This window comes from Streptomyces reniochalinae, assembly GCF_003323735.1.
GTDB lineage: Bacteria > Actinomycetota > Actinomycetes > Streptomycetales > Streptomycetaceae > Streptomyces > Streptomyces reniochalinae.
The window spans coordinates 71,590-84,621 of record NZ_QOIM01000018.1; the positions used below are offsets into that span (position 1 = coordinate 71,590).

14 protein-coding genes are annotated in these 13,032 nt (G+C 73.4%); 11 read left to right on the top strand and 3 right to left on the bottom strand.

From position 1 onward, the window contains the following. Nucleotides 1-31 precede the first annotated feature (31 nt). Together DQ392_RS01135 and DQ392_RS01140 are read left to right on the top strand one after the other, a co-directional pair. Complete coding sequence (locus tag DQ392_RS01135; RefSeq protein WP_114013545.1) at nucleotides 32-1,117, top strand: alcohol dehydrogenase catalytic domain-containing protein; 1,086 nt, start codon at nucleotides 32-34, stop codon at nucleotides 1,115-1,117. 89 nt (nucleotides 1,118-1,206) lie between these two features. Next, on the top strand, nucleotides 1,207-1,863 hold the full coding sequence (locus DQ392_RS01140) for a TetR/AcrR family transcriptional regulator (protein ID WP_114013546.1): 657 nt from the start codon (nucleotides 1,207-1,209) through the stop codon (nucleotides 1,861-1,863). Between the two features lie 58 nt (nucleotides 1,864-1,921). Here DQ392_RS01140 and DQ392_RS01145 read toward each other — a convergent pair whose 3' ends face one another. Beyond that, nucleotides 1,922-2,386 (bottom strand): MaoC family dehydratase, encoded by a 465-nt coding sequence (locus DQ392_RS01145; protein ID WP_114013547.1) that lies wholly within the window; start codon nucleotides 2,384-2,386, stop codon nucleotides 1,922-1,924. Between the two features lie 129 nt (nucleotides 2,387-2,515). After that, the gene (locus tag DQ392_RS01150) at nucleotides 2,516-3,097 is read right to left on the bottom strand and encodes a hypothetical protein (protein WP_114013548.1); all 582 of its coding nucleotides are present in this window, start codon (nucleotides 3,095-3,097) and stop codon (nucleotides 2,516-2,518) included. A 436-nt stretch (nucleotides 3,098-3,533) separates the two neighbouring features. Between DQ392_RS01150 and DQ392_RS01155 the strand changes: the two genes are divergently transcribed. From DQ392_RS01155 to DQ392_RS01175, 5 genes are all read left to right on the top strand, one after another. Next, nucleotides 3,534-4,394: an SDR family oxidoreductase gene (locus DQ392_RS01155; RefSeq protein ID WP_114013549.1), complete on the top strand. Its 861-nt coding sequence runs from the start codon at nucleotides 3,534-3,536 to the stop codon at nucleotides 4,392-4,394. Then, nucleotides 4,391-6,061, top strand: coding sequence for a class I adenylate-forming enzyme family protein (locus DQ392_RS01160; protein WP_114013550.1), 1,671 nt, complete (start codon nucleotides 4,391-4,393; stop codon nucleotides 6,059-6,061). Before DQ392_RS01155 ends, DQ392_RS01160 begins: the two co-directional genes overlap by 4 nt. 67 nt (nucleotides 6,062-6,128) lie before the next feature. After that, entirely contained in the window at nucleotides 6,129-6,773 is a 645-nt protein-coding gene (locus DQ392_RS01165) for a TetR/AcrR family transcriptional regulator (protein ID WP_425470459.1), read from the top strand. Nucleotides 6,774-6,818: 45 nt separating this feature from the next. Then, nucleotides 6,819-7,787 carry an NADPH:quinone oxidoreductase family protein gene (locus tag DQ392_RS01170; RefSeq protein WP_114013551.1) on the top strand — a complete coding sequence of 323 codons (969 nt, stop codon included), beginning with the start codon at nucleotides 6,819-6,821 and terminating at the stop codon, nucleotides 7,785-7,787. A 212-nt stretch (nucleotides 7,788-7,999) separates the two neighbouring features. Next, on the top strand, nucleotides 8,000-9,241 hold the full coding sequence (locus DQ392_RS01175) for an MFS transporter (protein WP_114013552.1): 1,242 nt from the start codon (nucleotides 8,000-8,002) through the stop codon (nucleotides 9,239-9,241). A gap of 64 nt (nucleotides 9,242-9,305) precedes the next feature. Here DQ392_RS01175 and DQ392_RS01180 read toward each other — a convergent pair whose 3' ends face one another. Beyond that, on the bottom strand, nucleotides 9,306-10,961 hold the full coding sequence (locus tag DQ392_RS01180; protein WP_114013553.1) for an FAD-binding dehydrogenase: 1,656 nt from the start codon (nucleotides 10,959-10,961) through the stop codon (nucleotides 9,306-9,308). A gap of 140 nt (nucleotides 10,962-11,101) precedes the next feature. Between DQ392_RS01180 and DQ392_RS01185 the strand changes: the two genes are divergently transcribed. The 4 genes from DQ392_RS01185 (at nucleotide 11,102) to DQ392_RS01200 (ending at nucleotide 12,990) form a co-directional block, all read left to right on the top strand. Beyond that, the gene (locus tag DQ392_RS01185) at nucleotides 11,102-11,626 is read left to right on the top strand and encodes an NUDIX domain-containing protein (protein ID WP_114013688.1); all 525 of its coding nucleotides are present in this window, start codon (nucleotides 11,102-11,104) and stop codon (nucleotides 11,624-11,626) included. A gap of 100 nt (nucleotides 11,627-11,726) precedes the next feature. Further along, nucleotides 11,727-12,125, top strand: a complete 399-nt coding sequence (locus tag DQ392_RS01190; RefSeq protein ID WP_114013554.1) for a YidH family protein — start codon at nucleotides 11,727-11,729, stop codon at nucleotides 12,123-12,125. Further along, the gene (locus DQ392_RS01195; RefSeq protein WP_114013555.1) at nucleotides 12,122-12,466 is read left to right on the top strand and encodes a DUF202 domain-containing protein; all 345 of its coding nucleotides are present in this window, start codon (nucleotides 12,122-12,124) and stop codon (nucleotides 12,464-12,466) included. The genes DQ392_RS01190 and DQ392_RS01195 overlap by 4 nt, the downstream gene beginning before the upstream one ends. A gap of 38 nt (nucleotides 12,467-12,504) precedes the next feature. Continuing rightward, nucleotides 12,505-12,990: a gluconokinase gene (locus DQ392_RS01200; protein WP_114013689.1), complete on the top strand. Its 486-nt coding sequence runs from the start codon at nucleotides 12,505-12,507 to the stop codon at nucleotides 12,988-12,990. Nucleotides 12,991-13,032: the final 42 nt, after the last annotated feature.

Genomic DNA, 13,032 nt, shown 5'->3' on the forward strand with positions numbered 1-13,032 from the left:
TCACGCGCAGCCCACCCCGCCTGGAGCCACCATGATCCGTGCCGCCGTCCTGCCCGCCGTCTCGGCCCCGCTGGAGATCACCGCGATAGACCTGCCGGAGCCCGGCCCCGGGCAGGTGCGGGTGCGGCTCGCCGCCGCCGGGGTCTGCCACTCCGACCTGTCCCTGGCGGGCGGCACGCTGCGCCAGCCCGTACCCGCCGTGCTCGGTCACGAGGGCGCGGGCACCGTCGTCGCCGTGGGCGAGGAGGTGGCCGGGCTCGCGCCGGGCGACCGTGTGGTTCTCAACTGGGCGCCCAACTGCGGCGAGTGCCACTTCTGCGCCCGCCTGGGCGAGCCGTGGCTGTGCGTACGGGCCAACGAGGCCACCACCGCCCCTTACGCGCGTACGGCGGGCGGTGACGCGCTCTATCCGGGGCTGTCCGTCGCCGCTTTCGCCGAGGAGACCGTCGTCCCGCACCGGGCCGTCCTTGCGCTGCCCGACGGCGTGCCGCTCCAGGACGCGGCCCTGCTGGGCTGCGCGATGCTCACCGGGTACGGCGCGGTCCTGCACAGCGCGCGGGTGCGGCCCGGGGAGTCGGTGGCCGTGTACGGCGTGGGCGGGGTCGGCCTCGCCACCCTCCAGGCGGCGCGGCTGGCGGGCGCGGGGCGGATCGTCGCGGTGGACGCCTCCAGCGGGAAGGAGGGGCTGGCGCGGGCCGCCGGGGCGACGGACTTCGTGCCCGCCACGGACAGGACCGCCAAGGAGGTGCGCGCGCTGAGCGAGGGCGGGTACGGCGTGGATGTCGCGCTGGAGTGCGTGGGCCGCGCCGAGACGATCCGCGCGGCCTGGGACTCCACCCGCAGGGGCGGGCGCACCACGGTCGTCGGCATCGGGGGGAAGGACGAGCGGGTGGCCTTCTCCGCTCTGGAGATCTTCCACTTCGCGCGCGAGTTGCGCGGCTGCGTCTACGGCGACTCCGACCCGGCGCGGGACGTCCCCCTGCTGGCCGAGCACGTGCGGGAAGGGCGGCTGGACCTCGGGGCGCTGGTGACCGAGCGGGTCGCTCTGGAGGAGGTGGGCGCCGCCTTCGACGCCATGCGCGCCGGGCGCGGCGGGCGCACGCTGGTCGTGTTCTGAGCGGAGGCGGCTCTTGAGGCACGGCCCCGGAGGCGGAGGTGGCGTACGAAGGGCTAAGCGGCCGCTCACTGTCGGGGTAGGCTGGCCGGATGACGACGGTCGAGACCGATGAATCCTTCGGTGGCGTCACCCCCGACGCCGCCCGCAGACTGCTGCTGGGCGCCGTGCAGGCCTTCGCCGAACGCGGGTTCCACGCCACGACGACCCGCGACATCGCCGGCCGCGCGGGCATGAGCCCGGCGGCGCTCTACATCCACTACAAGACCAAGGAAGAGCTGCTCTTCCACATCAGCAGGGTCGGCCACGAGCGCTCCGTCGCGGTGCTGACGGAAGCGGCGCAGTCCACCGGGGCCACGCGGAGAGCGGGCGGCGGCGCGCGGGAGGAGAGCACGGGCGGGAGCGCCCCGCGTCTCGCCCGCGCCGTGCGGGCCTTCGTGCGCTGGCACGCCGAGCACCACACCACCGCGCGGGTGGTGCAGTACGAGCTCGCGGCGCTCGACGCCGAGCACTACGAGCACATCGTGGCGCTCCGGCGCCGCAGCGAGGAGATCCTGCGCGGCGTACTCGAAGACGGCGTGGCGACGGGCGAGTTCGACATCGCGGACATCCGTGGTACGGCGCTGGCGGTGATGTCGCTGTGCATCGACGTCGCGCGCTGGTTCAGCCCCGAAGGCCGCCGGACACCGGACGAGATCGGCGCGCTCTACGCCGACCTGGCCTTGCGCATGGCGGGCCACAGGGCCTGACCCGGGGCCGCGCGCCGGCACGGCCGCCCGGCCGTGCCCGTGCCGGACGGCCCGGGGCTCACCAGTAGTAGCGGCTGAGGCTCTCCGCGACGCACACCGGTTTGCCGCCGCCCTCGCGCTCGACCGTCACCTGCGCGGCGACCTGCACGCCGCCGTCCGACGCCTCGCTCACGTCCGTCAGCGTCGCGCGGGCCCGCACGCGGGATCCCGAGGGCACGGGGGAGGGGAAACGCACCTTGTTGACGCCGTAGTTGACGCCCATCTTCATGCCTTCGACGCGCATGATCTGCGGCACCAGAGCGGGCAGCAGGGAGAGGGTCAGGTAGCCGTGCGCGATGGTGCCGCCGAACGGGCCGCCGGCGGCGCGCTCCGGGTCCACGTGGATCCACTGGTGGTCGCCCGTCGCGTCGGCGAACAGGTCGATCCGCTTCTGGTCGACCTCGAGCCAGTCGCTGCCGCCCAGTTCCTCGCCGACCGCTGCCCGCAGCTCGTCGGCCGAGGTGAAGACCCGGGGTTCCGCCATGCGAATATCCTCCCACGCGCGCTGTGTCATCAAGCGGGGTGCGTCTAAGCGGTTGCTCAGCACTCGTGGGTCAGCATGCCAGCACGTTCCACCGGTACGCCAGCCCCGTCCCGAGGAGCGGGTGGGACCTCAGCCCTGGGAGGGGAGCGGGGAACTGAAGCCGAGCCGGGCGGCGGCGCCCGGGCGGTGGGCCCTGCGCGGCTCGCGCCGGCCCGCGCCCTCCGTACGGATCTCCGTACGCGCACCGCCGGGGTCGAGGCGCAGACCGCGGCGCTGCGGCGGGATCTCGCACACGTCCATCACGGAGATCAGACGGCGCAGTACGTCGGCGAGGCGCGGTGTCGGCGGCTGCGACGGATCGCACCGCAGCAGCGATCTGCCGCCCCAGGTGAGGCGGTGCCACTCGTCCAGCGCCGTCGGCTGTCTGATGCCGTCCCGCTTCTCCCGCTTGCGGCGGGCGGCGACTTCCGACTCGTAGCTGAGCCAGACCGCGCGGGCCTCTTCGAGTTCCTCCAGCGCCGCGACGAGCAGCGCGGGATCCGGCTCCCGGTCGTCGGGGTGGAACCCGGCGTTGGCGCACAGGTGCTGCCACGTGGCGCGGTGGCCGTACGGCGCGAACCGCTCCAGGCACTTGCGCAGGGCCTGCCGCCGTTGCGACGGGTCTCTGTCAGGGTCACGGACTTGTCGAGCGAGCGCTCTGAAACCGGCCAATCATCCCACCTCCGGCGGAGAGGACCCGTGTCGTCGAGGATGTGACGTACGACCCCGCGTCGCGGATCCGTCTCCGGCGATGCTTTTTTCGCGCGGGCAGCGCGCAGTTGCTTCGGCGTGGCGGATTACCCCGGAAACGGGCCGCTATTCCTGTAAGGGACGGTTTCCCGCCTCACCGGACGCAGCCGCTTCCGTGCTCTCCACCCGTCACGCGCACGCGCCGCCGCGCGCCGCGCACATCCGGGAGAACGAGCCCTGGCCCGCTGTCGTTCCCGAACCTGTGTCGGACCGTCGTCCAGATTGTCGAAGCACCCCTTCCGCAACAACATACCGACTGGTTAGTCTGCCGGGCGGGCGCGCGGTCGGCACCACCCGCCGCACGGGCCCGCAACGGGGCCCGAAGAGAACGAGCCCGCACACCTGAAAGGCGCAGCCGATGAAGTCTTTGCGCGACAGTGCCGTCGTCGTCACCGGGGCGGGTGGCGGTATCGGAGCGGCCCTTGCCCGCAGATTCGCCGCCGAGGGCGCCTCGGTCGCCGTGAACGACCTCGACGCCGCGGCCGCCGAGGCCGTCGCCGAGGAGACCGGCGGCATCGCGGTCCCCGGCGACGCCGCCACGGTCGCCTCTCGCGCGCGCGAAGCGCTCGGCGGAACGGTCGACATCTTCTGCGCCAACGCGGGAGCGGGCACCGAGGGCGGCCCCGACGCGCCCGACGCGCTGTGGGACGCCACCTGGGACCTCAACGTCATGGCGCACGTGCGGGCGGCCCGCGAACTGCTGCCGGGCTGGCTGGAGCGCGGGCAGGGCCGCTTCGTCTCCACCGTCTCGGCGGCCGGCCTGCTGACGATGGTGGGCTCGGCCCCCTACAGCGTCACCAAGCACGCGGCGCTGGCGTTCGCCGAGTGGCTGTCGGTCACCTATCGGCACCGCGGCGTGGACGTCCACGCCATCTGCCCCGAGGGCGTCCGCACGGACATGCTCACGACCACCGGAACGGCCGGGGACATCGTGCTCCGTCCCGGCGCCATCGACCCGGAGGCCGTCGCCGACGCGCTGTTCGCGGCGTTCGACGAGGGCCGGTTCCTCGTCCTGCCGCACCCCACCACGCAGAGTCTCTACGCCGCGCGCGCCGGTGACACGGACACCTGGCTGAGCGGGATGAACCGCTTGCAGCAGAAGGTCGAGCGCGCGGAGGCGCGCGTCCGAGGCGGCGCGCAGACCGAAGCCGAACCGGCAACCGGACAGGCGGCCCGGCCGGCAGCCGAACCGGAAGTCGCAGAGGGGGAGCGAGCATGACACCGTCCGGTCTCACCTACGAGGACAAGCCCTGGCTCGCCCAGCTCACCGCCGCGCAGCGGGCCCCCGTCAGCCCGCCGGAGACGCTGCTGCACGCCTTCCGCGCGGCGGCCTGCGAGGTGCCCGAACGCACCGCGCTCGCCTACTTCGACGGCCGGCTCACCTACGCCGAGACCGACGCGCTCTCCGACGCCGTGGCCGCCCACCTGGCCGGGCGCGGGCTGCGGCACGGCGACAGGGTCGCCGTGATGTTGCAGAACACCCCGCACTACGTGCTCGCGCTGCTCGGCGCCTGGAAGGCCGGCGGCACCGTCGTGCCCGTCAACCCGATGTACAAGGAGGGCGAGGTCGCCCACGTGCTCGCCGACGCGGAGGTCTCCGCGCTGGTGTGCTCGGACCTCGCCTGGGAGAGCCGGCTGCGCGCCACGGCCCAGGGCACCGGCGTGCACACCGTTTTGACCGCCTGTGAGCGGGACCTGCAAACACGCGACGACGCGCGCGTACTCGACTTCGCGCGGTGCGCACCCGCGCCCGACGCCACCGACCTGCTCGCGGCCGCGCGCTCCGGCGCGCCCGCACCCGCCGGGCGGGAGGTGACCGGCGCCGACATCGCCCTCATCAGCTACACCTCCGGCACCAGCGGCGCCCCCAAGGGTGCCATGAACACGCACGCCAACATCTCCTTCAACGCGGAACGGCAGCGGGTCGGCTCCGGCCTGCCCGAGGGCTCCACCGTCTTCGCGCTGGCGCCCCTGTTCCACATCACCGGCATGGTCGCCCAGCTGTCGGGCTGCCTCGCCAACAAGGGCACGCTGGCACTCGCCTACAGGTTCGAGGCGGGCGTCGTCCTCGACGCCTTCCTGGAACACCGGCCCGCCTTCACCGTCGGCCCCTCCACCGCGTTCATGGCACTGGCCGCGCACCCGGACGTGACCCGCGAGCACTTCAGCTCCTTCCGGCACATCTCCTCGGGCGGCGCGCCCCTGCCGCCGGCGCTGGTGGACGAGTTCCGCGCCGCGTTCGGCCCCTACATCGGCAACGGTTACGGGCTGACCGAGTGCACCGCGCCCTGCGCCTCCGTACCGCCGGGCAGGCAGGCACCGGTCGACCCCGCCTCCGGCACCCTCGCGGTGGGCGTGCCAGGCCCCGACACCCTCGTACGCATCCTGGACGAGGCGGGCTCGCCGGTTCCCCTCACAGAGCAGGGCGAGATCGCCGTGCGCGGCCCGCAGGTCGTCCCGGGCTACTGGCGGCGGCCCGAGGCCAGCGCCGCCGCCATGCCCGACGGCGAACTGCGCACCGGCGACATCGGGTTCATGGACGAGGACGGCTGGCTGTACGTCGTCGACCGCAAGAAGGACATGATCAACGCCGCCGGGTTCAAGGTGTGGCCCCGCGAGGTCGAGGACGTCCTGTACGCGCACCCCGCCGTCCGCGAGGCCGCCGTCGTCGGCGTCCCGCACGCCTACCGCGGCGAGACCGTCAAGGCGTACGTCAGTCTCCGCGGCGGCGCCGAGGCGGCGCCCGAGGAGCTGAGCGCCTACTGCGCCGAGCGGCTGGCCGCCTACAAGTATCCCCGCGAGGTGGAGATCCTGGCCGAGCTTCCCAAGACCACCAGTGGGAAGATCCTGCGGCGGGAGCTGCGCTCCCGCCCCGGGGACGCGTGAGCGTGCGACCGCGGCGGACCGCGGCGGCCCCGCTCGGTGAACGACGAAGGAGAGGCAGGTGACGGCCATGGCGGCCAGGGCCGGTTCGGCAGGTCGGGACGGTGCGGCGGCGCCGGCGGGCGCGGACGGTTCGGGCGGCACTCCGGCGCCCGTCCCGCAGCGCCTGATGGAGGCCGCCACCCGCCTCTTCGCCCAGCAGGGCTACGACCGCACCTCCGTGCAGGAGATCGTGGAGGCGGCGGGCGTCACCAAGGGCGCCCTCTACCACTACTTCGGCTCCAAGGACGACCTGCTCCACGAGATCTACAGCCGCCTGCTGCGGCTCCAGCAGGAACGGCTCGACCTGCTCGCCGGGCGCCAGGCCCCCGTCGAGGACCGGCTGCGGCAGGCCGCCGCCGACGTCGTGGTCACCACCATCGACAACCTCGACGACGCCATGATCTTCTTCCGCTCCATGCACCAGCTCTCGCCCGAGAAGCAGAGACAGGTGCGCGCCGAGCGGCGCCGCTACCACGAGAGGTTCCGCGCGCTGATCGAAGAGGGCCAGCGCGGCGGGGTGTTCAGCGACGTCACCCCCGCCGACCTCGTCGTGGACTACCACTTCGGATCCGTGCACCACCTCAGCAGCTGGTACCGGCCCGGCGGCCGGCTGACCCCCCAGGAGGTGGCCGACCACCTGGCCGGCCTGCTGCTGCGCTCCCTGCGTCCCTGAAGCTGCGGGCACCTTGCGCCCGCCCCGTCAACGAGAGGAAAGTCCGTGCGAGCCTGGCGCGTCCACACCAACGGCGAACCCCGCGACGTGATGCGGCTGGAGGAGATACCCGACCCGGAACCTGGCGAGGGCCAGTTGCTGGTACGGGTGCGGGCCGCGAACATCAACTACCCGGACGCCCTGCTGTGCCGCGGCGAGTACCAGGTCCGTCCCTCCCTGCCGTTCACGCCCGGCGTCGAGCTGTGCGGCGAGATCGTCGGCGGGCCCCGCGCGGGCGAACGCGTACTCGGAGCGCCCGAGCTGCCCTGCGGTGCCCTCGGTCAGCTGGCCGTCGTCAGCGAGGCGAGCGCCAGGCCCGCGCCCGAGGCGCTGGACGACGCCGAGGCCGCCGCCTTGCACATCGGGTACCAGACGGGATGGTTCGGTCTGCACCGCCGTGCCGGCCTCCGCGCGGGCGAGACCCTGCTCGTGCACGCCGCCGCCGGTGGCGTCGGCAGCGCCGCCGTACAGCTGGGCAAGGCCGCGGGAGCGCGGGTGGTGGGCGTCGTCGGCGGCGAGGCGAAGGCCGCGGTGGCCCGCGAGCTGGGCTGCGACGTCGTCGTCGACCGGCGCAGCGACGACGTCGTGCGCGCGGTGAAGGAGGCCACCGGCGGCGCGGGCGCCGACGTGGTCTACGACCCGGTGGGCGGTGACGCCTACGCCGCCTCCGCCAAGTGTGTCGCCTTCGAGGGCCGCATCGTGGTCGTCGGCTTCGCGAGCGGCGCCGTACCCACGCCGGGGCTCAACCACGCGCTGGTCAAGAACTACTCCATCCTCGGCCTGCACTGGGGCCTGTACGCGCAGCGGGACCCCGCCGCGGTCGACAGCTGCCACGAGGCGCTGACCGCGCTCGCGGCCGAGGGCCTGATCAAGCCCCTGGTGAGCGAGCGCGTCGCCCTGGATGGCGCAGCCGACGCGGTCCAGCGCGTCTTCGACGGCGTCACCACGGGGCGCGTCGTGGTCCTGCCGGGCTGACCTGCCGGGCTGGCCTCTGGTACCGGCCCGCTTCCGCGACGGCGAGGAAGTGCGTACCGCTTGCGGATCCACGCGGACTTACCTCGGATGACGACTGCGGGTTGTGGGCTGCCGGCAGGTCGGTTGTTTGACGTGCTCTTCCTCTGTCCGCTTGTCTCTCCCCGGTCGACGTCAGCCGGTGCGAGTGGGGCCTCAGAGGGAGTGCGCTGAGCATGGAGGGCAGGAGACGGCTGGGCCGGCGGTTCGGCTGGCTGTGGGCGTCATACGCGATGAGTGCGTACGGGTCCGGGCTGGGGTTCGGGGCGTTGCCGCTGATCGCGGTGCTGGTCTTGCGTGCCGGGCCCGCTGAGGTGTCCGCGCTGTCGGCGGTGGGGCCTGCGGTGGGCGCGCTGATCGCGGTGCCGCTCGCGCCGTGGGTGGAGCACCGGCGCAAGCGCCCGGTCATGATCGCGATGGACCTCGCCCGGTTCGCGGCCATGGCGACGGTCCCCGTCGCCTATGCCTTCGGGTGGCTCGGTTTCGTCCAACTGCTCGTGGTCTCGGCTGCGGTCGCCGCGGCCAAGATCGCGTTCAACGCGGCGAGCGGTGCCTACCTCAAGGCCCTCGTCCGACCGGACGACCTGCTCGTCGCCAACGCGCGGTTCGAGTCGACGAACTGGAGCTCCATCGCGGTCGGGCCACCGCTGGGCGGGGCGGCGATCGGCCTGTTCGGCCCGGTCACCACCGTGGTGGCCGACGCGCTCAGCTACCTGCTCTCCGCGCTCGGCATCACCGCGATCCGCGGCCGGGAACAAGCACCGCGAACGGCCGGCAAGAGCCCGCTGGGGGCAGGCGCACTGTTCGCCGGCTGGCGACACATCATGGGCCACCCCGGTCTGCGGCCCCTCCACCTCAACCAGATGCTCGTCGCCGGTCTGATCATGGCCACCGAGCCGCTGCTGGCCGTGCTCCTGCTGCGCCAACTCGGATTCCCGCCCTGGCAGTACGCCCTCGCCTTCGCCGCCCCCTGCCTCGGCGGACTGATCGGCTCCCGGCTGGCCCGCCGTGTCGTGGCACGCTTCGGCCGGCACCGGGTGTTCCGGACCGTCGGTACTCTGCTCGCCGTCTGGCTGATCGGCCTCACCTTCGTCCGCCCCGGCGTCGTCGGCCTCGTCACCGTGATGGCCGTCGAGCTGGCGATCATCATCAACATGAGCCTGTACAGCCCGGTGCTCGCCACCTACCGGCTCGAACACACCCCCGAGCATCTTCTCGCCCGCACGCTGTCGGCCTGGTCGATCGGCCAGCAGGCGTCCATCGCCCTGCTCACCGCACTCGCCGGGCTGCTCGCCGACGTCACCGGCCCACGCACCGCTCTCACAGTCGCGGGACTGCTCATCCTCACGACGCCGCTCCTGCTTCCCCGGCAGGACCAGCCGTCGCAGCCCGAGCCGGAACCGTCCCGCAGCCACTGATGCGACACCACACCGCGCCACCCGCGGGCCGCACGATCTGCCACGGATGTTCCTCAACCCCTGGTCAGCCGACGTCCCGCGCCGCGGCCCTTCCGGCCGTCCGGCCCGAGAAGAGGCAGCCGCCGAGGAAGGTGCCCTCCAAGGAGCGGTAGCCGTGGACGCCGCCGCCGCCGAAGCCCGCGGCCTCCCCGGCGGCGTAGACGCCGGGGAGGGGGTCGCCGCTGTCGGTCAGGACGCGCGAGGACAGGTCGGTCTCCAGCCCGCCGAGGGACTTGCGGGTGAGGATGTTGAGCCGGACGGCGATCAGCGGCCCGGCCGCCGGGTCGAGCAGCCGGTGCGGGGACGCGACGCGGATGAGGCGGTCGCCGAGGTAGCGGCGGGCGCCGTGGATGGCGGTGACCTGCGAGTCCTTGGCGAAAGGGTTGCGGATCTCACGGTCGCGGGCGGTGATCGCACGGCGCAGCGTGTCGGCGTCGATCAGTCCCTCGCCCGTCAGTTCGTTCATGCGGCGTGCCAGCGCGGTCACGTCGCTCTCGATGACGAAGTCGGCGCCGTGTTCCATGAACGCGCGCACGGGCCCTGGCGCGCCGTGCCGGGCCCGCCCGAGGACGTCGCGCACGGACCGCCCGGTCAGGTCGGGGTTCTGCTCGGACCCGGAGAGGGTGAACTCCTTCTCGATGATCTTCTGGCTGAGCACGAACCAGGTGTAGCCGTGTCCCGTGCGCATGATGTGGTCGAGCGTGCCGAGGGTGTCGAAGCCGGGGAAGAGCGGGACGGGCAGCCTCTCGCCCGTGGCGTCCAGCCACAGCGAGGAGGGGCCCGGCAGGATGCGGATGCCGTGCCGGTGCCAGATGGGGTTCCAGTTCTCGATGCCCTCGGTGTAGTGCCACATCCGGTCGCGGTTGATCATCCGCCCGCCCGCCTGTTCGGTCACGCCGAGCATGAGGCCGTCCACGTGCGCGGGCACCCCGGAGAGCATCTTCTCGGGCGGCGTGCCCAGCCTCTCGGGCCAGTTGGCGCGCACCAGTTCGTGGTTGCCGCCGATGCCGCCGGAGGTGACGATGACGGCCTGGGCGCGGAGCGCGAAGGTCTCGGCGGCCTCTCGGCTGCTGGCGGTGCCGCGCGGCGCGGCGCTGGGCACCAGCACCTCGCCGGTCACGGTGTCGACCGCACCGCCGGTCCGCTCCAGGCCGGTCACCCGGTGCCGGAAGCGCAGCTCGACCAGGCCGCGCGCGACGCCGGCCCGTACCCGCCGCTCGAACGGTTCGACCAGTCCAGGGCCCGTGCCCCAGGTGATGTGGAAGCGGGGCACCGAGTTGCCGTGTCCGCCCGCGTCGTAGCCGCCGCGCTCGGCCCACCCGACGACGGGGAAGATCTTCAGGCCCTGGGAGCGGAGCCAGGCGCGCTTCTCGCCCGCGGCGAAGTCGACGTAGGCCTCGGCCCAGCGGCGTGGCCAGTGGTCCTCGGGCCGGTCGAACGCCGCGGTGCCGAGCCAGTCCTGCCAGGCGAGCTCGCGGCTGTCCTTGACGCGCATCCTGCGCTGTTCGGGGGAGTCGACGAAGAAGAGGCCGCCGAACGACCAGTGCGCCTGGCCACCGAGAGCCTGTTCGGGTTCCTGGTCGAGCAGGATGACGCGTCGTCCCGCCTCGGCGAGTTCCGCGGTCGCGGCGAGCCCCGCGAGCCCGGCTCCGACCACGATCACATCGGCGTCGTACGCCATGCTCCCACCTTCCGTCGACGCGTGTCCCGCACTGGTGACCGGAGAGTAACCTCCGGGCCGGGGTGCGCACACCCCCTCCTGTCCCGCGCGGACGGCGCCCCGTCCTGTACGGGTGTCGCCGTGGTGCTTGGATGGGCGGCATGACGGAGCAGGCGCGCGCGGCGGACGAGCTGCTGGACATCGTGGACGGACAAGACCGGGTCGTCGGGCAGCGGCTGCGCGGTGACGTCTACACCGAGCGGCTGCGGCACCGCAGCACCTCCATCCGGGTGCGCGACGCGCACGGCCGGCTCTTCGTGCACCGCCGCACCCCCACCAAACTGATCTTTCCGGGGATGTACGACGTGGTGGTGGGCGGCGTCGTCGGCGCGGGCGAGGACTACGACACGGCCGCGCTGCGCGAGGCGGAGGAGGAGCTGGGCGTCCAGGGGCTCCCGATGCCCGAGCGGCGGACGAAGTTCCTCTTCGAGACGGCCGAGTACTCCTGGTTCCTCGCGGTCTACGAGGTCGTGTGCACGCTGCCCGTCCGGCCGCAGGCGGAAGAGGTCGAGTGGTGGGACTTCCTCGCACCGGAGGAGCTGGAGCGGCGGCTGGAGGGGTGGGAGCGGGACGGTCTGGTCGTGCCCGACGGGCTGGAGTGCCACCGCCGGCTCTCGGCACTCTGAGGCGTAAGCGCACTCCGAGGCGAGCCCGGCAGGTCCGCGCGCAAGGCCCCCAAGGCGTCCCCGCGCGGGAATGCCGCAGGTCACCGCGTACGGTTGAGCCATGCTCGACCGGATTACGGCGTCCGTCAGGCTGTGGCTGGCCCCCCAGCGGCTCAGGGAGGAGGGCACCACGCCCGACTACCGCTTCTCGCTCGCCAACGAGCGCACCTTCCTCGCCTGGATCCGCACCTCGCTGGCCCTGGTCGCGGGCGGGATCGCGGTGGACCAGTTCCTGACGGGGCTGCGCTGGGGGGTGCGCACGACGGTGGCGATCGTGCTGCTGGCGGGCGCGGTGCTGTGCGCCTTCCGCGCCGTGAACCACTGGGTGCGCTGCGAGCGCGCCATGCGGCGCGGTGAGGATCTGCCCGCCTCCCGCTTCCCCGTGGTGCTGGCGGCGGCCACGGCCGCGGCGGCGGTGCTGGTGATCGCCGTCGTCGTGCTCGGACTGGGGGGCCGATGACGCCCCCGCCCGGCGGGACACCCGCGGGTGAGCGCGACGAGCCCGCGCCCCGCGACCCCGGCGCACAACCCGAGCGCACCTGGTTCGCCTGGCGCCGTACGACGCTCACGTTCGCCGTCTCCGTCGCGCTGGCGGCCCGGGTGGCCGTCGAGCAGCGGACGGGTACCGCCGTGGCGGCGGCCGGTGTCGGGGTACTCGCCTGGCTGGCCCTGCTGCTGACGGCGCACCGCAGGATCGGCGTCCTCGCCGGTACCCGCCCGTCCCCCATGGGCGCCGTGCAGGTCATGGGGACACTCGTCTGTGTGCTGGTGCTGGTCGTGGTGGGAGGACTGCTGCTGTGAACCGTGGAGTGAACCCGTGCGAGCCGCTCGTCGTGGTGATGGGCGTGTCCGGATCAGGCAAGAGCACCGTGGGGGAGTGGCTGGCCGAAGCGCTCGGCGTGCCGTTCGCCGACGCCGACGCCTTCCACCCCCGGCACAACATCGAGAAGATGTCCGCCGGGGTGCCGCTGGACGACGCCGACCGGGCTCCGTGGCTGGACGCGATGGCCGACTGGCTCGCCCGGCACGGCGAGAGCGGGGCCGTGCTGGTGTGCTCCGCGCTCAAGCACCGCTACCGCGACCGGCTGCGGCAGGTCTCCTCGCGGCTCTTCTTCCTCCACACGGAGGGCTCCTTCGAGCTGATCGCCGAGCGGGTGGCCCGGCGGAAGGGCCACTTCATGCCGCCGAGCCTGCTGCGCTCCCAGTTCGAGGCGCTGGAGCCGCTGGGGGCCGACGAGCGGGGCGCGGCGGTCTCCGTGGCGGGCACGCCGGAGGAGACCAGGGCGGAGGCGCTGGCGGTGCTGGAGCGCGCCGGGGTCTGCTGAGGCGCGGGTGCTCCCGCCACGCCCGCATCGCCTTCCCCGCCG